Genomic DNA, 21,516 nt, shown 5'->3' on the forward strand with positions numbered 1-21,516 from the left:
GAGGAGGTCATGGGGACCGTCTTCTCCTTCGACGTCCGCGGCGGGGATCCGGGTGCCGTACGGGCGGCCCTGGACGAGGCGGTCGCCGGGCTGCACCGGGTCGACGAGGTGTTCAGCACGTACCGCGAGGACAGCCAGGTGTCCCGGCTCGCGCGGGAGGAGATCGGCGTCGGCGACTGCGATCCCGAGGTGGCCGAGGTGCTGGAACTGGCGGCCGAGGCGGAGCGGGTGAGCGACGGCTGGTTCAGCACGCGCTACCGGGGGCGGCTCGATCCCACCGGGATCGTGAAGGGCTGGTCCGCGGAGCGGGCGGCGCAGACGCTGGCGCGGGTGGCCGGGGTGCGGGGCGTGAGCGTGAACGGCGGCGGAGACGTCCAGATGTTCGGCGCGCCCGAGCCGACGCGGGCGTGGCGGGTGGGCATCGCCGATCCGTTGCGGCCCGGCGGGCTGGCGGCGGTGATCTCGGCGACGGGGGTGCCGGAACTGGCGGTCGCCACGTCCGGTACGGCGGAGCGGGGCGCCCACATCGTCGATCCGCGGACCGGGAAGTCGGCGGTGACGGATCTGGTGGCGGTGACGGTGGTGGGACCGCGGCTGACGTGGGTGGACTGCTGGGCGACGGCGGCGTTCGCGATGGGGTCGCGGGCCGGGTTGGCCTGGCTGGAGTCGCTGCCGGACGTGGAGGGGCTGTTGATCACGGCGGGGGACGAGGTGCGGTGCACCGGGGGGCTGGCCGCGCGTCTGGGCTGAGGCGGGGGGACGCTTACCGGCGCTTGCAGGGTTCCTCCCCCGGCCTTCGGCCGGGGGAGGAACTGCGCGACCAGCTCCCACCGGCCCGCAGCCGAAAATTTCTTGGGATTTGTCCGTAAAGAGCCATCCCGATCCCCTCCCCGGCCGTACCCCCTGTGACGCAAGTTTCGGGAGGAAACACCATGGCCGTCTTCAGCAACCTGATGCCGTTCAAGCACGACCACGACCACGACCACGACCACGGCGACCGGCACGGTCACCGACACGACCACGGTCACGACCACGACCGGCACGACCACGGTCACGACCACGACCGCGACCGGCACGACCACGGTCACGACCACTACTGACCACACCGAATGACGGAGCGGACCGGCTACGGGTCAGCCGGGCCGCTCCGCCGGTGTTCTCCGAGGACCCCCTCTCATGGCGCAAGTGGTCACGGCCGCTCCCCCGGTCCCCCCACGCGAGGTCTTCCGGCGGTTCTGGCCCTACACGCGAGGCGGCCGCCGCTGGCTCGTGCCGCTCGTCGTGCTGAGCCTGACCGGCCCGGCCGTCGACGCCGCGGAGCTCTGGCTCTTCAAGTTCGTCGTCGACGACGTGCTCGTCGGCCGGGAGTTGCGCCCCTTCCTGTGGATCGCGCCCGCCTACCTCGGCCTCGTCCTCTGCTCCGGCGTCCTCGGTTACGCCGACGACGTGACCTCCACCTGGGTCGGCGAACGCTTCCTGCTCGCCCTGCGCGCCGACGTCTTCCGGCATGTCCAGGGGCTCTCGCTCGGCTTCTTCGAGCGCCGGCGGCTCGGGGACGTCCTGTCGAGGGTGACGGGTGACGTCGACGCGGTGGAGACGTTCCTGCTCTCGGGTGTCGCGGACGCCCTGTACTACGTGATCAGCCTGGGCGTCTACCTCGGCATGCTGCTCTACCTGCGCTGGGACCTGACCCTGCTCGCCCTCGTCGTCGTACCGCTGTTCTGGGGCGCGGCCCGGTACTTCTCGCGGCTGGTCAGGGAGGCTTCGCGGGAGCGCAGGCGGCGCGGCGGGGCGCTCGGCGCGATCGCCGAGGAATCGCTCGGCAACGCCGTACTCGTGCAGGCGTACAACCGGCAGGCGTGGGAGGCACGCCGCTTCGAGCAGGAGAACACCGGCCGGTTCCGGGCGGCGATGGCCTCGGCGCGTATCCGCGCCGCGTACGCGCCCGCGGTCGAGTTCGTGGAGGTGACCGGCGGCCTCGCGGTGCTGGCCCTCGGCACCTGGAAGCTGGCCCAGGGTCAGCTCACGCTCGGCGGACTGCTGGTCTTCCTCGCGCTGATCGGCAAGCTGTACAGCCCGGTCCACGGGCTGTCCGGGCTCGGCACCACCTTCTACACGGCCTCCGCCGCCGCGGAACGGATCATCGAGCTGCTCGACGAGCGGCCCCAGGTGACCGAGGCGGCCGGCGCGCGCCGGCTCCGCCGGGCGCGCGGCACCCTGGAGTTCGACGGGGTGTGGTTCCGCTATCCCGGCACCGAGGCCTGGGCGCTGTCCGACGTGTCGTTCCGGGCGGCTCCCGGGGAGACGGTGGCGCTGGTCGGGGCGAGCGGGTCGGGCAAGTCCACGCTCGCGAAGCTGCAGTTGCGGTTCTACGACCCCGACCGGGGCGCGGTCCGCCTCGACGGGACCGATCTGCGCGAGCTCAGCCTGACCGACGTCCGGGAGAACGTCGCGGTGGTGCTGCAGGAGACCCTCGTCTTCCACGGCACCGTGCGCGAGAACATCGCCTACGGCCGGCCGTCGGCGACGGAGGCGGAGATCGTCGCGGCGGCGCGGGCCGCGGACGCCCACGAGTTCGTCGAGCGGCTCCCGGACGGCTACGACACGCTCGTCGGGCAGCGCGGCCGGACGCTCTCCGGGGGCCAGTGCCGTCGGCTGGCGATCGCCCGCGCGATGATCCGGGACGCCCCGGTGCTCCTGCTGGACGAGCCCACCGCCGGGCTGGACGTCCGCTCGGCGCGGCGGGTCATGGAGCCGCTGCGCAGGCTCATGGCCGGGCGGACCACCGTCGTCGTCTCGCACCAGCTGCCGACCGTCCGCGACGCCACCCGGATCGTGGTGCTCGACCACGGCCGCGTCGTCGAGTACGGCGCGCCCGCGGACCTGCTCGGGCGGCAGGGGCCGTACGCCCTGCTGCACCGGCTCGGCTCGGGAGCCGTGCTGTCATGACCCCTCCGGCGTCACCATCTCGCCCTTCTGCAGCTCGGCGGTGGCGAGGAGGGTGCCGTCGGCGGAGGTGAGTCGGGCAGCCGAGTACCTGGTGAGGTCCACGGGGACCGCCACGCCCCAGTTGCCGCGTCCGCCCCGCAGGGGGAAGTCGCCGACCCGCGTGGTCGTACCGTCGGCGCGTGCCAGGAGGCAGGTGACCCTGTCCTTGTAGGGGGTGCCGGGGAGGGCGACGGAGACGAACATCCAGGCGGGGATGCCGGGGTGGGCGTAGATCTCGCCGACGGGCTCTCCGCCGCCTGCCGGGATCATGTCCCCGGCCAGCATGGGCTCGGACGCCACCGCGGGCGGCGAGGCGGTGACTGCGCCCTCGACGGCGCTGCCGATCGCCCAGCCGGCGAAGCCGACCGCGACCGCGGCGGTGGCGGCGACCGCGGCGAGCCGCAGCCGCAGGCGCCGGACGCGGCCGCGCCGGACCTGGGCGGCGTAGGCGGGCCGCCGGGCCCCCTCGGTCCCTGCCGCCTGCTCGGCCAGGCTGCGCGCCACCCGGGTCTCGAAGCCGGGCGGCGGATCGCTCTCCGGCAGCAGGCCGATCAACCGGTCGCCGATCCCGGTGAGCCGGCGCACGTACTCCCGGCAGTCCGCGCACCCGTCCAGATGGGCGACCGCCTCGGCCCGCTCGCGGCCGGGCAGGACGCCCAGCGCCAGTTCGGCGCCGGCCTCGCGCAGCTTCGCGCAGTGCGCGTCACCGGACATGGTCGCCTCCCTTCGGGCACGCGAGCGCGGCGCGGAGTTTCTCCATCGCCGCTCTGATCCGTGTCTTGGCCGTGCCCAGCGGGATCCGCTCCGCGTCGGCGATCTGCTGGGCCGTCATGCCGTAGATGCCGGCCATCATCAGGGCCCTGGCCTGTTCCCTCGGCAGCCGGGCCAGCGCGGCCCGGAGCTGGGTGGAGGCCTCGTCGGCCAGCGCCCACCGCTCGGGGGTCTCGGTGACCGCGTCGAGCAGGGGGTCGAGGTCCTCGGGTGCCATCGGTTCCGTCCGCCGGGCCCGGACGGCGTCGACGGCGAGGTTGTGGGCGATGGTGGTGAGCCAGGTCCCGACCGAGCCGCGGCGCGAGTCGTAGATCTGGGCATGCCGCCATGCGCGCTCGAACGTCTGCTGGGCGACGTCCTCGGCAAGCTGCTGGTCCCGGGTGACGGCCATCGCGACCCCGAAGACCCGGTGCTGAAATCTCCGTACGAAGACCTCGGCGAGCTCCGGGTCTCCGGTGGCCAGCCCGGACAGCAGAGCCTCGTCCGGGAGACGGCCGACAGGGAACCGGAATCCCGACACACCCCTGTGTACGTTCGACGGCCGCCAGGGGATTGCCCACCCGCCTGACCGCTCGCCGCGGAACCTCACACGGTCATTGTCCGTCGCCGCACCGGGCCCCGCACGCGGGTCGGCCGGCGGCTCCCGGCGCCCGGCGCCCGGCGAGTGGCCGTCAGTGGCCGTTCTGGGCGAGCCGCAGCAGGTGGTCCGCGAGGGCCTGGCCGCCGGTCGGCTCCCTGCTGATCAGCAGCACCGTGTCGTCCCCGGCGATGGTGCCGAGGATGTCGTGCAGCTCGGCCTGGTCGATCGAGGACGCGAGGAACTGGGCCGCGCCGGGCGGGGTGCGCAGGACGACCAGGTTGGCCGAGGCCTCGGCCGAGATCAGGAGCTCCTGGGAGAGGCGGCGCATCCGCTCCTCCTTCGCCGACTCCCCGAGCGGGGCGCGCGGGGTGCGGAATCCGCCCTCGCTGGGTACCGCGTAGATCAGCTCGCCGTCGGTGTTGCGGATCTTCACCGCGTTCAGCTCGTCGAGGTCCCGGGAGAGCGTCGCCTGGGTCACCGTCAGCCCGTCGTCGGACAGCAGTTTCGCGAGCTGGCTCTGCGAGCGCACCGGCTGCCGGTTGAGGATGTCCACGATCCGGCGGTGCCGGGCGGTCCGGGTCTGCGGCACCGCGGGCCCCGCCCCGCCCGACTGGTCGAACTCCTGCGCCTGGCTCATCGTCGTCTCATTCTCCGGATCGTCCGTCCCCGCTCGCTGCGTCGAGGATGCCGGGCAGGGCACGCAGCAGCGCGTCCGCATCGGCGTCGCGGAGATTCAGCGGCGGCATCAGCCGTACGACGTCGGGAGCGGGCGCGTTCACCAGGAACCCGGCCTCCTGAGCCGCCTGCTGCACCTGCGCTGCCAGCGGCTCGGTGAGCACGATACCCAGGAGGAGGCCCGCGCCCCGGACATAATCGATCAACCGGTGGCCGAGACCCTCGATTCCGTCCCGCAGCCTCCCGCTCTGCCGCTTGACGTTCTCCAGCAACCCCTCGTTCTCGATGGTGTCGAGGACGGCGAGGCCGGCGGCGCAGGCGACCGGGTTGCCGCCGAAGGTGGTGCCGTGGTGGCCGGGCTGGAGCAGTTCGGCGGCGCGGCCGAAGGCCACGGTCGCGCCGAGCGGCAGCCCGCCGCCGAGCTGCTTGGCGAGGGTGACGACGTCGGGCAGCACGCCCTCGTGGGCCTGGTACTCGAACCAGGTGCCGGTGCGGCCGATCCCGGTCTGCACCTCGTCGAGGACGAGCAGCGCGCCGGTGGCGGCGGTGATCGCGCGGGCCGCCTTGAGGTAGCCGGCCGGGGGCACGACCACGCCGTTCTCACCCTGGACCGGCTCGATGACGACGAGGGCGGTCTCCTCGGTGACGGCGGCGGCCAGCGCCTGCGCGTCGCCGTAGGGCACGTGGGTGACGTCGGCGGGCAGCGGGCGGAACGGGTCCTGCTTGGCGGGCTGCCCGGTGAGCGCGAGGGCGCCCATCGTCCGGCCGTGGAAGCCGCCGTCGGTGGCGACCATGTGGGTCCGCCCGGTCAGCCGGCCGATCTTGAAGGCGGCCTCGTTGGCCTCGGCGCCGGAGTTGCAGAAGAAGACCCGGCCGTCCCGGCCGAAGAGCTGGATCAGGCGTTCGGCGAGGGCGACGGTGGGCTCGGCCATGAAGAAGTTGGAGATGTGGCCGAGGGACGCGATCTGCCCGCTGACGGCCTCGACGATCGCGGGGTGGGCGTGGCCGAGCGCGTTGGTGGCGATGCCGCCGACGAAGTCGAGGTACTCGTGGCCCTCGGTGTCCCAGACCCTGACACCCTCGCCGCGGACGAGCGGCAGGCGCGGGGTGCCGTAGTTGTTCATGAGGGCGCCCTGCCAGCGCGTGGTCAGTTCCTGGTTGCTCATGACTCCCCCTCCTGGTCCGGCACGACCATCGTGCCGATGCCTTCGTCCGTGAAGATCTCCAGCAGGATCGAGTGCTGGACCCGGCCGTCGATGACGCGGGCGGTGGTGACGCCGTTGCGTACGGCGTGCAGGCAGCCCTCCATCTTCGGCACCATGCCGGAGCTGAGGTCCGGCAGCAGCTTCTCCAGCTGGGAAGCGGTGAGGCGGCTGATCACCTCGTCGGAGTTCGGCCAGTCCTCGTAGAGGCCCTCCACGTCGGTGAGGACCATGAGGGTTTCGGCGCCCAGAGCAGCAGCGAGTGCCGCAGCCGCCGTATCAGCATTGACGTTGTAGACATGTCCGTCGTCCTGGGAGCGGGCGATCGAGGAGACGACCGGGATCCGGCCGTCGGCGAGCAGGGCCTCGATCGCGCCCGTGTCGATCGAGGTGATCTCGCCGACCCGTCCGATGTCGATCAGCTCGCCGTCGATCTCGGGCCGGTGCTTGGTGGCGGTGATGGTGTGGGCGTCCTCGCCGGTCAGTCCGACGGCGAGCGGGCCGTGCTGGTTGAGCAGGTTGACCAGCTCGCGCTGGACCTGCCCGGCGAGCACCATCCGTACGACGTCCATGGCGTCCTCGGTGGTGACCCGGAGGCCGGCCTTGAACTCGCTGACGATGCCGTGCCTGTCCAGTGCGGCGCTGATCTGCGGGCCGCCGCCGTGCACGACGACCGGCTTGAGGCCGGCGTGGTGCAGGAAGACGACGTCCTGGGCGAAGGCCGCCTTCAGGTCCTCGTCGATCATGGCGTTGCCGCCGAACTTGATCACGACGGTCTTGCCGTTGTGACGGACCAGCCAGGGCAGGGCCTCGATGAGGGTCTGGGCCTTGGGCAGCGCGGTGTGCTTGCGCGTGGTGCTCATGACGAGTACGCGCTGTTCTCGTGGACGTAGTCCGCGGTCAGGTCGTTGGTCCAGATGGTGGCGGTCTCGGAGCCGGCGGCGAGGTCGGCGACGATGTGCACCTCGCGGTAGCGCATGTCGACCTTCTCGCGGTCCTCGCCCACTCCGCCGTTCTTGCAGACCCAGACGCCGTTGATGGCGACGTTCAGCCGGTCCGGTTCGAAGGCGGCCTTCGTCGTGCCGATGGCGGACAGGACGCGGCCCCAGTTGGGGTCCTCGCCGTGGATGGCGCACTTGAGGAGGTTGTTGCGGGCGATGGAGCGGCCCACCTCGACGGCGTCGTCCTCGGAGGCGGCGTTGACCACCTCCACCTTGATGTCCTTGCTGGCGCCCTCGGCGTCCCGGATCAGCTGCTGGCCCAGGTCGTCGCAGACGGCGCGGACGGCCTCGGCGAACTCCTCGTACTCCGGGGTGACGTCTGCCGCGCCCGAGGCGAGCAGCAGCACGGTGTCGTTGGTGGACATGCAGCCGTCGGAGTCGACACGGTCGAAGGTGGTCCGGGTCGCGGCCCGCAGCGCCTTGTCGAGCACCTCGCTGTCGACGACCGCGTCCGTGGTGAGGACGACCAGCATGGTGGCGAGGCCGGGCGCGAGCATGCCGGCGCCCTTGGCCATCCCGCCGACGGTCCAGCCGTCCCTGGTGACCACGGCCGTCTTGTGCACGGTGTCGGTGGTCTTGATGGCGATGGCGGCCTTCTCCCCGCCGTGCTCGGAGAGCTGGGCGGCGGCGGTCTCGACGCCTGGAAACAGCTTGTCCATGGGGAGCAGAACACCGATCAGGCCCGTCGAGCAGACGGCGACCTCGATCGCGCCCCGCCCCAGCACCTCGGCGACCTTCTCGGCGGTCGCGTGGGTGTCCTGGAAGCCCTTGGGGCCGGTGCAGGCGTTGGCGCCGCCGGAGTTGAGGACGACGGCCGAGACCTGGCCGCTCTTGAGGACCTGCTCGGACCACAGCACCGGCGCGGCCTTCACGCGGTTGGAGGTGAAGACGCCCGCGGCGGCACGGCGGGGCCCGGTGTTGACCACGAGGGCCAGGTCCGGGTTGCCGTTCTCCTTGATCCCGGCCGCGATGCCCGCGGCCGTGAATCCCTTCGCTGCCGTCACGCTCACGGCGCAACTCCGATCGTGGTCAGCCCGGTGGTCTCGGCGAGACCCAGGGCGAGGTTCATGCTCTGGACGGCACCGCCGGCGGTGCCCTTGGTCAGGTTGTCGATGGCGCTGATCGCGATGATGCGGCCCACCGCCTCGTCGTATGCGACCTGCACCTGAACGGCGTTGGAACCGTGGACGGACGCCGTGGCGGGCCACTGCCCCTCGGGGAGCAGGTGGACGAAGGGTTCGTCGGCGTAGGCCTTCTCGTAGGCGGCACGCACGGACTCCGCCGTCACACCCGGTACGGCCTTGGCGCTGCAGGTGGCGAGGATGCCCCGGGGCATCGGCGCGAGCGTCGGCGTGAAGGAGACGGCGACCCGCTCCCCCGCCACCGCGCTCAGGTTCTGGATCATCTCGGGGGTGTGCCGGTGGCCGCCGCCGACGCCGTACGGCGACATGGAGCCCATGACCTCGCTGCCCAGCAGGTGCGGCTTGGGCGCCTTGCCCGCGCCGGAGGTGCCGGACGCGGCGACGATCAGCGCCTCGGGCTCGGCGATCTGGCCGGCGTAGGCCGGGTACAGGGCGAGGGAGACCGCGGTGGGGTAGCAACCGGGTACCGCGATGCGCTTGGACCCCTCCAGCGCGGCGCGGGCACCCGGAAGTTCGGGGAGGCCGTAGGGCCAGGTGCCGGCGTGCGGGGAGCCGTAGAAGCGCTCCCAGTCGGCCGGGTCGGCCAGCCGGAAGTCGGCGCCCATGTCGACGACGAGGACGTCCGGGCCGAGCTGCTCGGCGACGGCGGCGGACTGCCCGTGCGGGAGCGCGAGGAAGACCACGTCGTGCCCGGCGAGGGCCTCGGGGGTCGTCTCCGCCAGCACCCGGTCGGCCAGCGGGAGCAGATGGGGCTGGAGCGCGCCGAGGCGCTGGCCCGCGTTGGAGTTGCCGGTCAGGGTGCCGATCTCGACCTCGGGGTGCGCGAGGAGCAGCCGCAGGACCTCTCCGCCCGCGTATCCGCTCGCCCCGGCCACCGCCGCACGTACCGCCATGTCCATCCTCCTCCAGATGGCATGACTATACGGTCCGTTGCACTTTTATGCAACGGGATCGTTCGCGCGCGGCACCGGCGCGGCCGGCCCAGCCGTTCCTGGCGCACCTTCGGGGCGCTGCAGCATGACCCAGCGGGAGACGACGAACGTCACCGGAATCGCCGCCGCCGACGCCATCAGCGGAGCGAACCTGCTTCCCGCGTGCAGGACGTCGACGATCACGTACACCCCCACGGTGGTGATCACGAAATTCGTGGCGTTGGTCAGCGGGAACAGCAGGAATTTCCGCCAGGTGGGACGCGTCCGGTAAGTGAACTTCGCATTGAGAAAAAAGGAGCCGATCATGCTCAGGAAAAACGCGAGAATATGCGCCGCCAGATAAGGCAAACTCCTCAGAAGAAGCAGGTAAAGGCCGTAGTACGTCGCGGTGTTGACGACGCCGACCACCGCGAAGGTGATGATCTGCCCGGATATCGGGCGGGCCGGTCCGGTGGCGGTCGGCAGGGTGGCGTTCGGCATCAGGGGATGAGGTCCTTCGTCGTGCCGCGGCTGCGGTCTTCCGTTCGGTCCACGTTCGTCGCCTTCACCAGGAAGTGCGGGCGCCCCTTGACCTCGTAGTAGATCCGGCCGGTGTACTCGCCGATGACCCCGAGCATGATCATCTGTACGCCGGCCAGGGCGGTGACGGCTGTAATGATGGTGACATAGCCGGGCGTCTGGACACCGTTGATCATCGCGCCGCCGACGATCCACGCCGTGTACGCGCCGGCCAGGGCCAGCAGGGTCAGGCCGAGGTAGAGCGCGGCGCGCAGCGGGCGGTTGTTGAAGGAGAGCAGTCCGTCGAGGCCGTAGTTGAGCAGGCTGCGGAACGACCAGGAGCTGCTGCCGTGTTCGCGCACCGCGTTCTCGTACTCGAAGGTGGTGCTGGGGAAGCCGACCCAGGCGAACAGGCCCTTGGAGAAACGGTTGTACTCGGTGAGGTTCACGATCGCGTCCACCACCCGGCGCGACATCAGCCGGAAGTCGCCCACGCCGTCGACGAGTTCGACGTCGACCATGCGGTTGATGAGCCGGTAGTAGAGGCGGGCGGTGAGGGTGCGGGTGACGCGGTCGCCCTGCCGGGTGCGCTTGGCGATGACCTGGTCGTAGCCCTCGCCGCGCAGTTCGACCATGCGCTTGATCAGCGCCGGCGGGTGCTGCAGGTCGGCGTCCATGACGATCACGGCGTCGCCGGTGGCGTGCTTCAGGCCCGCCAGCAGGGCCGCTTCCTTGCCGAAGTTGCGGCTGAAGGAGACGTACCGGACGCGCGAGTCACCGTCGGCGATCTTGCTGAGGAGGGGCAGGGTGCGGTCGCGGCTGCCGTCGTCGACGTACACGAACTCCATGTCGTGGCCGAGCGGCAGCAGTTCGTTGGCGATCTTCTGGACCTGCTCGTGGAAGCGCTCTATGACGTCTTCCTCGTTGTAACAGGGCGCGACGATCGATATCAGCATGGGTTTCTTCCCCCTGGGGACGGGTCAGTGAGCGGTGGTCGTGCGCTCGCCGGGACGGGCGGCGGCTCTGCGGCGTACGGCCGAGACGGTGCCGATGAGGATCAGGGTCAGCAGCGAGGCGCCGCCGACGGCGGTGCCCAGGCGCAGGCCGGGCGGGTGGAAGGTGCAGGTCAGGCTGGTGGCGGAGGCGCCGAGCGGGACGGCGATCAGGCCGTGGAACTCACCCGCCGGGACCTCGTCGCCGCCGGCGGAGCAGCGCCAGCCGGCGATCCGCGGGGCGGCCACCACGGCGGTTCCCCTGCTCCCTGCGGGCAGTTGCGCGTGCAGGGTGCCGTCGGAGACGGTCACCTTGGTCGCGCCGGTGGACTTCAGGTGCTGTACGGCGGTGCGCAGTCTCGCGGTGTCGAGGCAGCCGACCGCGCCCTGTGCCGGGACGCGGCTGAGCGTGTTGGGCTTGAGGTCGATCCGGATCAGCCCGGTGCCGCCCACCGTGCCGAGCGGCTGCATCGCGGCGATCTTCGCGTTTTCGGCGTCGGACCGGAACAGCTTCTGCGCGCCGCCGCCGGCGAGTCGGGCGGTACCCGAGTAGTGCGGTGCCCACAGGAAGACCGAACTCCCGGGCCGGCACTGCGCGGTGATCGTCTGCGCTCCGTCGACCAGCAGGCCCCGCGCCGCGTCGCCCTTGCGCACACCGCTGAGGGTGGTGCGGGGCAGGGTGTAGACGCGGGCGCCGAGCAGGAGTTCCTGGTTGCGGTAGGGGGACGGGCCGAAGGCGGCCGGGGTGGAGTGCGCGGCGGTGGGCCGTACCGTGACCAGCGGCGGGACGTCCTCGCGGGTGACGGTGGAGGGGCCGCCGCTCTGGGGCAGCCACTTCTGGTGCGGGTCGGGCGGGTTGTGCACCCGGGCGCCCACGGCGAAGACCGCGTCGGTGACCGGGTTGTCGAGGCTCTGCAGGCTGCGGCCGCGCGAGGTCCAGCCGTCGCCGAGCGCGGTGAGGGTGCGGCTGAGGACGTCGGCGGTGAGGCTGCTGTAGTACTGGGAGCCCTGGCCGCCGACCATCATGGGGTCGTTGGACACGGTCTGGTCGCGGCCGGGTTCGGTGCGGTACGCGGGCCAGGCGTCGGCGCTCGCGACCGCTTCCGCCTCTTTCTGCTGGCGGTCGCCCCAGGGCGCGTAGTCGTCCATGTGGCCGAGCCGCATCCGGGTGGCCACGGCCGAGGTGGCGGCGGCCTCGCCGAACTGGGCGCCGATCAGCAGCGCCACGGCCAGCCCGGCCAGCACCGGCCTGCCGTGCCGCAGGCCGAGCAGGGCGAGCCCGCCGAACGTGCCCGCGGCCGCGAGCACCACCACCGGCCAGGTGTGGTGGCCGTGCTGCCGGGTCAGGGCGCTGCGGCTCGCGGCGGCGGCGACCAGGACCAGCAGGACGGCGGCCGCGCCGAGTGCCCGCCGGCCGGGCAGCCCGTAGGCGAGTGCGTGCCAGGCGGCGATGACCAGCAGGGCACAGAGCACGAAGGCCTGCCGGTAGGAACTGCCGTTCGGGGCGGCGAAGGCGTGCCAGGCCAGGCTGGTCGGCGCCCACTGGAGGGAGAGGGCGACCGCGAGCACCAGGACCGTCCAGCCGGCCCGCACCCGGACCGGGACCTTCCGGTGGAAGGGCAGCGCGAGGGCGAGCACCAGCGCGGTGATGCCGACGTAGAGGGCCGGGGAGCCGTAGCTGTAGGTCGTCGGCAGCAGCCGGGCGAGCAGGTCCTCGGTGCCGGCCGGGGCGAAGTGGCCGTCGCGGCCCGGGTACGCGTGCTTGGTGCCGGAGTACACGACGATCACCAGGGGCGCGGCCAGGCCGATGCCCAGCCCGACGGTCACCGCGGCCCGGCCCACCACCGCGAGGGCGCGCCGCCAGGGCAGCTCGGCGAGCACCAGCCGGAGCAGCAGCACCAGGGCGGCGCCGAGGGTGGCCATGTAGGCGGTGTAGAAGTTGGCGATCCAGGCGAGCGCCACGATCAGCACGCTCGGCAGCGGGCGCCGGCCGGTCATCGCCCACTCGCCGACCAGGCAGAACAGCGGCAGCGCGATCAGGCCGTCGAGCCACATCGGGTTGTACGAGGCGAGGGCGAGGCTCCAGCCGCACAGGGCGTAGGAGGCGCCCAGGACGCCCGCCGCCCACCAGCGGCCCCGGCGCAGGCTCATCAGCAGCCAGGCCATGGCGGCACCGGCGACCGCCGTCTTCAGCACGGTGACCGTGTACACCGCGAGGTCGATCTCGTCACGCGGGAAGAGGGCGACGAGGAGCGCGAACGGGCTGCTCACATAGGTGCCGAGGTCCGGCAGGAAGCTGGAGCCGTAGCCGGACTGCCAGTTGACGAGAAGCCCGCCGTCGGCCCTGCCGTGCAGCAGGTCCCAGAGGTGGGCGTGGAAGGGCACGTACTGGTTGCCGAGGTCGTTGACGCTGCGGGTTCGGGGCCCGAACGGGTAGCTGCGGGCGATCACGTCGGCGGCACAGAACGCCACGGTGGTGAGAAGTGCCGCGAGCAGCGCGGCGGCCGCTCCCGGATCGGCTCTCCGCCATTTCACCGGGCCGTTTTCCCGTCCCTCCTCGCCTCCCGCCGGTTTCGCCTCCTGTTCGCGCCCGGCCAGGACGGTGCGATTCATTCTGCGCGGCCCCCAGATAAAAAACGGGGTCGTCACTCCCCGCAGGTCGGTGTTTCGCCGACTTAGACGGGTAGAGGTTCCGGATGGTTGTGTCACGCCTGTGAAGTAATAAGCCGAATTCCGAATCCGCGTGCGCTATGGGAAAGAATTCACGACCTCAAAGGAAACAATAGCTTTCCGGAATATGTTTCGCAGGTTAACTCGCCTGTGTGACGCCTGTACCGGCGCGGTGCGGGGCCGCGTCACGAGCCGCGGCCGAGGAGCGTCCGCGATGTGTGCGTTCGAGGGCTTGACCCCAGTACGTTCCCGAGACGACGAGGGTGGCTCCGAGGACGGACAGGACGGTGAGCCGCTCACCGCCGAGGGCGGTGCCGGCCAGCAGGGCCCACACCGGTTCGGTGCCCAGCAGGAGCCCGGCCCGGGTCGCGGAGGTGCGCTGGACCGCCCAGGTCTGGGCGAGGAAGGCGAACAGACCGCAGAAGAGGGCCAGGTAGAGGAGCTGGGCCCAGGTGGCGGCGCCGGTCCGGGCGAGCGTGGGCAGTCCGGAGGCCGCGGGCAACAGGAACAGGACGGCGCCGACGGCGCACTGCACGGCGGTCAGCTGCAGCGGGCGCAGGGCCCGGCCCGTGGTCACCCGGCCGACCAGCGCCACGTGACCGGCGCGCACCACGGCCGCCGCGAGCATCAGCAGGTCACCGGCTCCGGGGGCACGCAGCCCGTTTCCCGAGACGAGCAGCCCGACACCCGCCAGACACACCCCGGCGGCGAGGAAGAACCGTCCCGGCAGACCGACTCGGTCCAGGACCGGGGTGAGGACGAGGGTGAGGCTGATGATCAGGCCCGCGTTCCCGGCGCTGGTGTGCGCGACGCCGTACGTCTCCAGGACGAGGACGGCGGCCTGTGTGAGGCCGAGCAGCCCCCCGTAGACCTTCTCGTCCCGCGTGAGGCGGCCGGTCGCACCGCGGAACCGGAGCAGCAGGGCCGCGCACGCGAGCGCGGCGACGGCGTAGCGCACGAAGAGGACGGTCGGCACGGGCAGGGCGTCCGTGGCCGTCTTCGCCGTCAGGTAGCTGGAGCCCCAGACGACGGCGACGGCCAGGAGCACCACGTCGATACGGCGGGTGGTCGGCATGCCGTTCACGATCCACGCCACGGACGTTGAAGTAAACGACGACCTTCTCAACCGATCCTTTAGCAGCGCTACACTCACGCCGTGGACGAACGTCAGCTGCGGGTCCTGCGGGAGCTGGGCGAACTGGGCAGTGTCACGGCGGTCGCCGAGGCGCTGCGGGTCACGCCCTCGGCGATCTCGCAGCAGCTGCGGCTGCTCCAGCGCTCGGTCCCGGTCCCGCTCACCGAGCGGGCGGGCCGCCGGCTGGTCCTCACACCGGCCGGGCAGGCCCTGGCGGACGCGGCGATCGGCGTGGAGGCGGCACTGGCCCGGGCCCGGCACACCATCGACGCGTACGTCGACGAACCCGCCGGCACGGTGTCGCTGGCCGCCTTCCACAGCGGAGCCGCCGCGTTCTTCCCCCTGCTGCTACGGCGGCTGCGCGGGCCGGGATCCCCCCGGCTCGCCCTCCACGACGAGGACGTGGCCCAGGCCGGCTTCCCGCCCCTGACCCGCGGCTACGACCTGGTCCTGGCCCACCGTCTGGACCACGCCCCGCCCTGGCCCCGGACCGCCACGGCCACCCCGCTGCTGCGCGAACCGCTCGACATCGCCCTGCCGGCCGGCCACCCGCTGGCCGCACGGGACGCCCTGACCGCGCACGACGTCGCCGACCAGCCCTGGATCACCGTGCACGACGGCTTCCCGCTGCTGGCTACGGTCGAGGCGATCGCTGCCGCGGCGGGGCGCCGGGTCGACGTGGTGCACCGGGTCAACGAGATCGCCGTGGTCGCCGAGGTGGTCGCCGCGGGCGGCGGCGTCGCCCTGATGCCCCGCTGGACCTCCCGACCGCACCCGGACGTCACCCTCCGCCCCCTCGCGGGCATCGAGGCCCACCGCCACATCGACGTCCTCCACCGCCCCGAGCGCACGGCCCGCAGGGCGGTGCGCACCGTTCTCGGCGAGCTCGTCGCGGCCGCGGAGGTCATCCGAAGCAGGGGTCAGGGCTGACGCCCTGTACGGCCGCTACCGACTACAGTCGGACCCACCTCGACGAACGGGCCGCCGTGCCGCGCGCGTTGGGCTGATGCCGGCACCGGCTTGACCTGGAGCACACTCCAGCTCCTAGCGTTCTTCCCGCGACCGGTTCCGAGGAGAACGGAAGAGCTGACATGACCGAGAACAGCACCCGCGAAGAGCGTTTCGCCCACGGCCTCGAGGTCCTGCGGACGGTCGACGGCGAGGCCGGGCAGCGGGTCATCGACTCGCTCTCCGACATCAGTCCCGAGCTGGGCCACCAGATCGTCGCGTGGGGCTTCGGCGAGATCTACAGCCGCCCCCAGCTGGCGCCCCGGGATCGGCAGTTGGTGACCCTGGGCATGCTCACCGCGCTGGGCGGCTGCGAGCCCCAGCTGGAGGTGCACATCAACGCGTCCCTGAACGTGGGTCTCACACCGGAGCAGATCGTCGAGACCCTGATGCACGCGGCCGGGTACTGCGGCTTCCCCAAGGCGCTGAACGCGACCTTCGTCGCCAAGAAGGTGTTCGCCGAGCGCGGGCTGCTGCCGGTCGGCGAGCAGCCCGCGCCGGACGCTACTTCCGCCTGATCCGCAGGAAGGCGACGGAGTCCGCCGGGAAGGTGTAGGTGAACCGGTCGGCGACGCCGGTGAAGGTGGACGTGACCGGGGCGAGCGCGGTGGACGTCTCGGTGTTCACCGCGCCGGGCGCCGCCGCGAGCGTGGTCACCCTGGCCTTCTTCGCGACCTCGGCGCCGCCGAGGTCGATCGCCGTACGGGCCACGGCGGACTGGGCGTTGACGACCTTCACGATCAGGTCGCCGGTCTTCCCGTCCGTGGTGACGACCTGCCGGAACGGCTCGGCCGGCTTGTCGTCGGTGAAGCCGCCCCATTCCTGCCCGTCGAGGTACAAGGTCACCTGCCGGCCCCGCACCCTGATGTCGATGCCGTGGGCGCGGCCGGTGTCGACCGAGCCGGGCTTGGCGATCAGCGTCGACTTGTTGCCGTCGACGGCCTGTTCGACCGCGGTCTGGGTGTTGTTCCAGCCGCCGATGTTCCACCAGTAGTAGTCGCCGGTGTCCTTGACGCCTAAGGCGACGAGGAAGCCCTCCTTGCCGGACTTCTTGGTGGCCTTCACCTGCAGGTCGTAGTCGTGCCAGGACGGGTCGCCGGCCTGGACCATGGTGTTCTCGGCGGTGTCGGAGGTCTCGGCGTACTGCCCGTCCTGGACCGCCCAGCTGCCGCCGCCGGTGTGCGTCCACTCTTGTCGATCCTGGCGCCCTGGCCCGCCGGGTCGACGGTGATCGTGTAGTCGGTGGTGTCGGCGGCGTGGGCGGGGGCCGGGAGAAGACCGGCGGCGAGCAGGAAGGCGCCTGCCCCCAGGCCGGGTCTCAGCCGGGTGCGCGTGGTGCGTGACATGGATATTCCGCGGCTCGTTCGACATATCGGACTACGGCCAGCACTTCGAACGGCAAGATAAAGAGGGCGTCGTGAGCGCGTCAATGGGGCGGGGGGCCTCGGACCCGGGCGGCGTAGGGTGGTGGGCCGACGAAGGGATGACCGTGGGCGAGTTCTGGCCGGTGGCGGACGTGCTGGCCCATCTGGCCGGGCGGTGGCGGGTGGACCGGACCGTGCGCGATCTGGCGGGCGGTGGCGAGGGCCGCTTCGAGGGGGCCACGCTCTTCAGCCCCCTGGACGGCGGCGGCCTGCTGTACCAGGAGGCGGGCACGTTCACCTGGCAGGGCGTGGCCCGCCCCGCCGAACGCACCCTGCGCTTCCTGCCCGGCCCGCACCCCGGCACGGCGGACGTGCGCTTCGCCGACGGCCGCCCCTTCCACGACCTGGACCTGGCATCGGGCCACCACATCGCCGACCACCCCTGCTCGGCCGACCTCTACCGCGGCGAGTTCACCGTCCAGGACGCCGACCACTGGCGCACGGCGTGGCGCGTGGCCGGCCCGGCAAAGGACCTGCTTTTGACCACCGACTACGTACGCCAGTAGCGCCCCCTAGGGGCGCGAGGAACCGCGCGACCAGCCACGACAACGCCACACCAGAACGACGACCCGCCGCACCGCACCCCGTCAGGGGCGCGGGGAACTGCGCGACCAGCCACGACGGAGCCGCAGCCGACCGGCGACCCAGGTCGGCCCTCCCAGCGGAGCGGCTACGCGCGGGAGGTCTGAGCCGACGACGGGTCGAACCGCAGGTTCCAGCGGCCGCCCCGGCCCGTCACCGTGGTCGTCGAGAGCGGGCGTACGTCGATGTTCCAGTAGGTCGCGGGCGGCGCCTTGAGGGCGTAGACGAGGGCGGCCCGGATCACCGAGGGCTCCGCGACGGCGACGATACGGTCGCCGTCGCCCACGGGGCGGGTGTCGAGCCAGCCGCCGACCCGGGTGATGAACGCCAGGAGCGACTCGCCGCCGTGCGGGGCGCCGAGCGGGTCGGAGAGCCAGGCGTCCACCTGGTCCGGCTCCCTGGCCATCGCCTCGCCCAGTGTCAGCCCGCGCCAGCGGCCCATGTCGCAGTCGCGCAGCGCGAGCTGGACCAGCGGGGCATAGCCCAGGGCGTCGCCGGTCGCGCGGCTGCGCGGCGTCGGCGAGCAGTAGCGCAGCTCGGCCGCCGCGAGGGGCAGGAGCTCACCGGCGACACGCTGCACCTCGTCCCAGCCCGCCTGGTCCAGCGGGCGGTCGTCCTGGAAGCGCTCCGCGAGCAGCGGTGAGCTGCGCGCGGCCGCGACGAACGTGACCCGAAGTGGCATGCGGCGATGGTGTGACGCACATGTGCGCAGGTCAAGGGCGATCGGGCGGTGAGTTGGCGGACGTGGAGGAAACGTTACCCAAAGGTCAGGAGGAGTCCGACAAGTCAGCCGGAATGTCCCTCGGGCGACGTGTAGTAGAGCGCCATCCACTGGTCCGGGTGTTCGAGCGGGGCAAATCCGAGCTTCGCGTAGACCCCGTGGGCGTCGTGGGTCGCCAGCAGCACGCGCCGCACGCCGGACGGCCGCAGGTGCTCGCGGACCGCGCCGACCATCGCGGTGCCGACACCCTTGCCGCGCACCGACGGGTCGACGTAGACGTCGCAGAGCCACGCGAACAGCGCCTGGTCGGTCACCACGCGCGCGTACGCCACCTGCTCCCCGGTGACGGTGTCGTAGACCCCGAAGTTCAGCGAGCCCGCCATCGCGCGCTCGTGCTGGTCCAGCGGGCGGCCGGTCGCCCAGTAGGCGTCGGTCGACAGCCAGCGGTGGACGCGCTCGACGTCCACGCGGTCGGTGTCGGCGGAGAACTCGTAGCCCTCGGGCAGGCCTGGTGTGTCGGTCATGCGGGGATCCTCACCGGTCGGCTGCCGCGGCGTCGATCGGATTTCAGGACCTGGGACGCAGCACCTCGTCGCACGCGGCCCGCAGCCGTCGTACCCCCTCCAGGATCTCCCCCGTCCCCGCGACCGCGGCGAAGCTCAGCCGGACGTGGGCGGCCGGTGCCTCGGCGCTGAAGTACGGGCGGCCCGGGGTGATGGCGACTCCGGCGCGGAGGGCGGCGGCGGTCAGGGTGGTGTCGTCGGTGCCTTCGGGCAGGCGCGGCCAGAGGTGGTAGCCGCCGGAGGGGATGTGCGGCAGGGCGAGTTCGGGGATGTGGTGGGCGAGGGCTCCGGTGAGGGCGTCGCGGCGGGTCTTCAGCTCGGCGGCGAGGTTGCGCAGGTGGCGGGGCCAGGCGGGGGAGCCGACGAGTTCGAGGGCCGCCTCCTGGAGGGGGCGGGGAACGAAGAAGGTGTCGACGATCTGGATGGCCCGCAGCCGTTCCAGGACCGGGCCGCGGGCGGCCAGGGCGGCCACCCGGAAGCTCGGCGAGGTGGCCTTGGTGAGCGAGCCGACGTGGACGACGACTCCGTCGGGGTCGTCGGCGGCCAGCGGGCGGGGCAGCGGGCCCGCGTCGGCGTGCACCAGGCGTCGTACGTAGTCGTCCTCGATCACGAACGCGCCGGCCGCGCGGGCGATGCGCAGCACCTCGGCGCGGCGGTCCGGGGCGAGGACGGCGCCGGTCGGGTTCTGGAAGAGGGGCTGGCAGACGAACACCCGGGCGCCGGTGGCCCTGAAGGCGTCGGCGAGGAGGGCGGGCCTGACGCCCTCGGGGTCGACCGGGACCGGGACCGGGCGGAGGCCGGCCGCGCGGGCGATGGCGAGCATGCCGGGGTAGGTGGGCGACTCGACCAGGACCGGGGCGCCCGGCGGGGCGAGTGCGCGCAGGGCGGTGGCCAGGGCGGACTGGCCGCCGGACGCGATCAGTACCTCGGCGGCGGTGACCGCGCCGCCGATGTCCCGTGCGAACCACTCGCGCAGCTCGGGCAGGCCTTCGAGCGGCGGCCGGCCCCAGGCGCCGGGGCGGCGGCCGGCCCGCGCCAGGGCCGCCGCCATCGCACGCTCGGGCTCCAGGGAGGCGTGCAGGTAGCCACCGCTGAGCTCCAGCACGCCGGGCGGCGGGGCGGCGAGGCACACGGTGACCCCGGACGCGTCGACGGTGCGCGGGACCACGTCGAGGGCACCGTCGGCGCTGAGCGCCACCTCCTGCCAGGAGGTGTCCCCGACGGGCTCGGCCGCGGGACGCGGCGGGGCCTTGAAGGCGCCGGCGCCGGGCCGGGTGACGACCAGCCCCTCCGCGACCAGCTGGGCCAGCGCCCGGGAGACGGTCACCGGGGACACCCGGAACCGCTCGACGAGGGCTCGGCTCGACGGGAGCTTTCCACCTACCGAGTAGCGGTCGAGGTCCCGCCGTAGCTGTTCCACCAGTTCCACGACACTGCTACGCTCATGCATGAGAACACAGAGTAGCGCTACCAGCCCGACTTCGATAGCGGTGGGCACGCCACCGGCCGACACCGCGGTCCCTTCCCCGGCCGCTTCCCCCGCCGCCGGCTCCGCCCACCGGCTCGGCACTCTCCAGGCCGCGCTCGGTGTCGTCGCCTTCTCCCTCACCTTCCCGGCCACGGCCTGGGGGCTGGAGGGCTTCGGGCCGTGGGCGCTGGTGGCGGTGCGCAGCGTGCTCGCGGCGGCCATGGCGGGCTGCTGCCTGCTGTTCCTTCGGGTACGGCTGCCCGAGCGGCGGCACTGGGCGGGGCTGGCGGTCGTCGCGGCCGGGGTCGTGCTCGGCTTCCCGCTGCTGACCACGCTCGCCCTGGAGACCTCCACCACCTCGCACGCGGCCGTCGTGGTGGGCCTGCTCCCGCTGACCACCGCCCTCTTCTCGGCCCTGCGCATGGGCATCCGCCCGTCCCGCACCTTCTGGGCGGCGGCCCTGGCGGGGGCGGTGGCCGTGCTGGCGTTCACGGTCGCCCAGAGCGGCGGGGCGCTCACGGCGGCCGACGGCTACCTGTTCGCGGCCCTGGTGGTGTGCGCGGCCGGGTACACCGAGGGCGGCCGGCTGGCCCGGATCATGCCGGGCTGGCAGGTCATCGGCTGGGCGCTGGTGGGCTGCCTGCCGCTGACCGTGCCGGCCGCCGTGCTCGCGCTGTCGTACGAGCCGGTGGTCTGGAACGCGCACGGGGTGGCCGGTGTGCTGTGGGTGGCGGCGGGCTCGCAGTTCCTCGGCCTGGTGGTCTGGTACCGGGGAATGGCGGCCGTCGGCATTCCGAAGGCCAGCCAGTTGCAGTTGGCCCAGCCGCTGCTCACACTGGTGTGGTCGGTGCTGCTGCTGGGCGAGCACCTCACCGCGGCCGCTCCACTCACGGCCGCCGCCGTGCTCGTGTGCATCGCCGTCACCCAACGATCGCGATCGTGAGGAGGCCCTGGAGATGCGTGCATCCGAGGGCGACCAGCTTGTCCAGCACGGCAGGGTGGTCGGACAGCACGACCAGGTCTCGGAAGTCGTCCAGGTACTCGGCCCCGAGGGCAACCCGCCCTACCGGGTCCGCTTCGAGGACGGCCACGAGGCCATCATGTCCCCCGGTCCCGACTGCCAGGTCAGGCACCGGGAGATCCACGAACAGCACTAGGCGCTCC

Annotated in this window: 22 protein-coding genes and 1 pseudogene; 8 read left to right on the forward strand and 15 right to left on the reverse strand. The window is 72.5% G+C overall.

Annotated elements, in window-relative coordinates; all coding sequences use genetic code 11:
* Positions 1-9: 9 nt before the first annotated feature.
* From ACFY0K_RS26140 to ACFY0K_RS26150, 3 genes are all read left to right on the forward strand, one after another.
* Complete coding sequence (locus tag ACFY0K_RS26140; RefSeq protein WP_390642069.1) at positions 10-750, forward strand: FAD:protein FMN transferase; 741 nt, start codon at positions 10-12, stop codon at positions 748-750.
* Between the two features lie 182 nt (positions 751-932).
* Complete coding sequence (locus tag ACFY0K_RS26145; protein ID WP_390641891.1) at positions 933-1,100, forward strand: hypothetical protein; 168 nt, start codon at positions 933-935, stop codon at positions 1,098-1,100.
* A 76-nt stretch (positions 1,101-1,176) separates the two neighbouring features.
* The gene (locus ACFY0K_RS26150) at positions 1,177-2,949 is read left to right on the forward strand and encodes an ABC transporter ATP-binding protein (RefSeq protein WP_390641892.1); all 1,773 of its coding nucleotides are present in this window, start codon (positions 1,177-1,179) and stop codon (positions 2,947-2,949) included.
* Here ACFY0K_RS26150 and ACFY0K_RS26155 read toward each other — a convergent pair.
* The 11 genes from ACFY0K_RS26155 to ACFY0K_RS26205 all read right to left on the reverse strand — a co-directional run bounded on the left by ACFY0K_RS26155 (position 2,944) and on the right by ACFY0K_RS26205 (position 14,526).
* Complete coding sequence (locus ACFY0K_RS26155; RefSeq protein WP_390641893.1) at positions 2,944-3,702, reverse strand: zf-HC2 domain-containing protein; 759 nt, start codon at positions 3,700-3,702, stop codon at positions 2,944-2,946. The two genes, ACFY0K_RS26150 and ACFY0K_RS26155, sit on opposite strands and share 6 nt — an antisense overlap.
* Positions 3,692-4,279 carry an RNA polymerase sigma factor gene (locus ACFY0K_RS26160; protein ID WP_390641894.1) on the reverse strand — a complete coding sequence of 196 codons (588 nt, stop codon included), beginning with the start codon at positions 4,277-4,279 and terminating at the stop codon, positions 3,692-3,694. Before ACFY0K_RS26160 ends, ACFY0K_RS26155 begins: the two co-directional genes overlap by 11 nt.
* 151 nt (positions 4,280-4,430) lie before the next feature.
* On the reverse strand, positions 4,431-4,976 hold the full coding sequence (locus ACFY0K_RS26165) for an arginine repressor (RefSeq protein ID WP_351704256.1): 546 nt from the start codon (positions 4,974-4,976) through the stop codon (positions 4,431-4,433).
* Between the two features lie 7 nt (positions 4,977-4,983).
* The gene (locus ACFY0K_RS26170; RefSeq protein WP_390641895.1) at positions 4,984-6,180 is read right to left on the reverse strand and encodes an acetylornithine transaminase; all 1,197 of its coding nucleotides are present in this window, start codon (positions 6,178-6,180) and stop codon (positions 4,984-4,986) included.
* Positions 6,177-7,079 (reverse strand): acetylglutamate kinase, encoded by a 903-nt coding sequence (gene argB, locus ACFY0K_RS26175; RefSeq protein WP_390641896.1) that lies wholly within the window; start codon positions 7,077-7,079, stop codon positions 6,177-6,179. Before argB ends, ACFY0K_RS26170 begins: the two co-directional genes overlap by 4 nt.
* Entirely contained in the window at positions 7,076-8,227 is a 1,152-nt protein-coding gene (gene argJ, locus ACFY0K_RS26180) for a bifunctional glutamate N-acetyltransferase/amino-acid acetyltransferase ArgJ (protein WP_390641897.1), read from the reverse strand. The genes argB and argJ overlap by 4 nt, the downstream gene beginning before the upstream one ends.
* Entirely contained in the window at positions 8,224-9,252 is a 1,029-nt protein-coding gene (argC, locus tag ACFY0K_RS26185) for an N-acetyl-gamma-glutamyl-phosphate reductase (protein WP_390641898.1), read from the reverse strand. Before argC ends, argJ begins: the two co-directional genes overlap by 4 nt.
* Positions 9,253-9,297: 45 nt before the next feature.
* Complete coding sequence (locus tag ACFY0K_RS26190; RefSeq protein ID WP_390641899.1) at positions 9,298-9,771, reverse strand: GtrA family protein; 474 nt, start codon at positions 9,769-9,771, stop codon at positions 9,298-9,300.
* A complete protein-coding gene (locus ACFY0K_RS26195; protein ID WP_351958857.1) occupies positions 9,771-10,745 on the reverse strand; it encodes a glycosyltransferase family 2 protein in 975 nt (324 codons plus the stop codon). Before ACFY0K_RS26195 ends, ACFY0K_RS26190 begins: the two co-directional genes overlap by 1 nt.
* Before the next feature lie 24 nt (positions 10,746-10,769).
* Positions 10,770-13,394, reverse strand: a complete 2,625-nt coding sequence (locus ACFY0K_RS26200) for a YfhO family protein (RefSeq protein WP_390641900.1) — start codon at positions 13,392-13,394, stop codon at positions 10,770-10,772.
* A 196-nt stretch (positions 13,395-13,590) separates the two neighbouring features.
* A complete protein-coding gene (locus tag ACFY0K_RS26205) occupies positions 13,591-14,526 on the reverse strand; it encodes a DMT family transporter (RefSeq protein WP_390642070.1) in 936 nt (311 codons plus the stop codon).
* Positions 14,527-14,607: 81 nt separating this feature from the next.
* Here ACFY0K_RS26205 and ACFY0K_RS26210 point away from each other — a divergent pair, with 81 nt between their 5' ends.
* Both ACFY0K_RS26210 and ACFY0K_RS26215 read left to right on the forward strand, forming a co-directional pair.
* A complete protein-coding gene (locus ACFY0K_RS26210) occupies positions 14,608-15,516 on the forward strand; it encodes a LysR family transcriptional regulator (protein WP_390641901.1) in 909 nt (302 codons plus the stop codon).
* 161 nt (positions 15,517-15,677) lie between these two features.
* Positions 15,678-16,112 carry a carboxymuconolactone decarboxylase family protein gene (locus ACFY0K_RS26215; protein WP_352366363.1) on the forward strand — a complete coding sequence of 145 codons (435 nt, stop codon included), beginning with the start codon at positions 15,678-15,680 and terminating at the stop codon, positions 16,110-16,112.
* Here the strand turns inward: ACFY0K_RS26215 and ACFY0K_RS26220 are convergent.
* Positions 16,099-16,794: pseudogene (locus ACFY0K_RS26220) on the reverse strand (alpha-N-arabinofuranosidase); the annotation flags it as partial. The gene ACFY0K_RS26215 and the pseudogene ACFY0K_RS26220 overlap by 14 nt on opposite strands.
* A 289-nt stretch (positions 16,795-17,083) precedes the next feature.
* Here ACFY0K_RS26220 and ACFY0K_RS26225 point away from each other — a divergent pair.
* Positions 17,084-17,524 (forward strand): DUF6314 family protein, encoded by a 441-nt coding sequence (locus tag ACFY0K_RS26225; RefSeq protein WP_390641902.1) that lies wholly within the window; start codon positions 17,084-17,086, stop codon positions 17,522-17,524.
* Positions 17,525-17,688: 164 nt separating this feature from the next.
* On the opposite strand, the gene ACFY0K_RS26230 is transcribed toward ACFY0K_RS26225, so the two are convergent.
* From ACFY0K_RS26230 to ACFY0K_RS26240, 3 genes are all read right to left on the reverse strand, one after another.
* Positions 17,689-18,282, reverse strand: coding sequence for a histidine phosphatase family protein (locus tag ACFY0K_RS26230; RefSeq protein WP_390641903.1), 594 nt, complete (start codon positions 18,280-18,282; stop codon positions 17,689-17,691).
* A 104-nt stretch (positions 18,283-18,386) separates the two neighbouring features.
* Positions 18,387-18,845: a GNAT family N-acetyltransferase gene (locus ACFY0K_RS26235; RefSeq protein WP_351958863.1), complete on the reverse strand. Its 459-nt coding sequence runs from the start codon at positions 18,843-18,845 to the stop codon at positions 18,387-18,389.
* A gap of 43 nt (positions 18,846-18,888) precedes the next feature.
* Positions 18,889-20,334: a PLP-dependent aminotransferase family protein gene (locus ACFY0K_RS26240; protein WP_390641904.1), complete on the reverse strand. Its 1,446-nt coding sequence runs from the start codon at positions 20,332-20,334 to the stop codon at positions 18,889-18,891.
* On the opposite strand from ACFY0K_RS26240, the gene ACFY0K_RS26245 reads away from it, so the two are divergent.
* Complete coding sequence (locus ACFY0K_RS26245) at positions 20,333-21,295, forward strand: DMT family transporter (protein ID WP_390641905.1); 963 nt, start codon at positions 20,333-20,335, stop codon at positions 21,293-21,295. The two genes, ACFY0K_RS26240 and ACFY0K_RS26245, sit on opposite strands and share 2 nt — an antisense overlap.
* 13 nt (positions 21,296-21,308) lie before the next feature.
* Entirely contained in the window at positions 21,309-21,509 is a 201-nt protein-coding gene (locus ACFY0K_RS26250; protein WP_351958866.1) for a DUF1918 domain-containing protein, read from the forward strand.
* Positions 21,510-21,516 lie beyond the last annotated feature (7 nt).

It is taken from the genome of Streptomyces sp. NPDC001507 (assembly GCF_042894765.1).
Classification (GTDB): domain Bacteria; phylum Actinomycetota; class Actinomycetes; order Streptomycetales; family Streptomycetaceae; genus Streptomyces.

Excerpts from the sequence above, each read along its gene's own strand:
- ACFY0K_RS26140 (WP_390642069.1), top strand. The coding sequence starts at position 10 with ATGGGGACCGTCTTCTCCTTCGACGTCCGCGGCGGGGATCCGGGTGCC.
- ACFY0K_RS26145 (WP_390641891.1), top strand. The coding sequence starts at position 933 with ATGGCCGTCTTCAGCAACCTGATGCCGTTCAAGCACGACCACGACCAC.
- ACFY0K_RS26150 (WP_390641892.1), top strand. The coding sequence starts at position 1,177 with ATGGCGCAAGTGGTCACGGCCGCTCCCCCGGTCCCCCCACGCGAGGTC.
- ACFY0K_RS26155 (WP_390641893.1), bottom strand. The coding sequence starts at position 3,702 with ATGTCCGGTGACGCGCACTGCGCGAAGCTGCGCGAGGCCGGCGCCGAA.
- ACFY0K_RS26165 (WP_351704256.1), bottom strand. The coding sequence starts at position 4,976 with ATGAGCCAGGCGCAGGAGTTCGACCAGTCGGGCGGGGCGGGGCCCGCG.
- ACFY0K_RS26170 (WP_390641895.1), bottom strand. The coding sequence starts at position 6,180 with ATGAGCAACCAGGAACTGACCACGCGCTGGCAGGGCGCCCTCATGAAC.
- argB (WP_390641896.1), bottom strand. The coding sequence starts at position 7,079 with ATGAGCACCACGCGCAAGCACACCGCGCTGCCCAAGGCCCAGACCCTC.
- argC (WP_390641898.1), bottom strand. The coding sequence starts at position 9,252 with ATGGCGGTACGTGCGGCGGTGGCCGGGGCGAGCGGATACGCGGGCGGA.
- ACFY0K_RS26190 (WP_390641899.1), bottom strand. The coding sequence starts at position 9,771 with ATGCCGAACGCCACCCTGCCGACCGCCACCGGACCGGCCCGCCCGATA.
- ACFY0K_RS26195 (WP_351958857.1), bottom strand. The coding sequence starts at position 10,745 with ATGCTGATATCGATCGTCGCGCCCTGTTACAACGAGGAAGACGTCATA.
- ACFY0K_RS26200 (WP_390641900.1), bottom strand. The coding sequence starts at position 13,394 with ATGAATCGCACCGTCCTGGCCGGGCGCGAACAGGAGGCGAAACCGGCG.
- ACFY0K_RS26205 (WP_390642070.1), bottom strand. The coding sequence starts at position 14,526 with ATGCCGACCACCCGCCGTATCGACGTGGTGCTCCTGGCCGTCGCCGTC.
- ACFY0K_RS26215 (WP_352366363.1), top strand. The coding sequence starts at position 15,678 with ATGACCGAGAACAGCACCCGCGAAGAGCGTTTCGCCCACGGCCTCGAG.
- ACFY0K_RS26230 (WP_390641903.1), bottom strand. The coding sequence starts at position 18,282 with ATGCCACTTCGGGTCACGTTCGTCGCGGCCGCGCGCAGCTCACCGCTG.
- ACFY0K_RS26235 (WP_351958863.1), bottom strand. The coding sequence starts at position 18,845 with ATGACCGACACACCAGGCCTGCCCGAGGGCTACGAGTTCTCCGCCGAC.
- ACFY0K_RS26245 (WP_390641905.1), top strand. The coding sequence starts at position 20,333 with ATGAGAACACAGAGTAGCGCTACCAGCCCGACTTCGATAGCGGTGGGC.
- ACFY0K_RS26240 (WP_390641904.1), bottom strand. The coding sequence starts at position 20,334 with ATGCATGAGCGTAGCAGTGTCGTGGAACTGGTGGAACAGCTACGGCGG.
- ACFY0K_RS26250 (WP_351958866.1), top strand. The coding sequence starts at position 21,309 with ATGCGTGCATCCGAGGGCGACCAGCTTGTCCAGCACGGCAGGGTGGTC.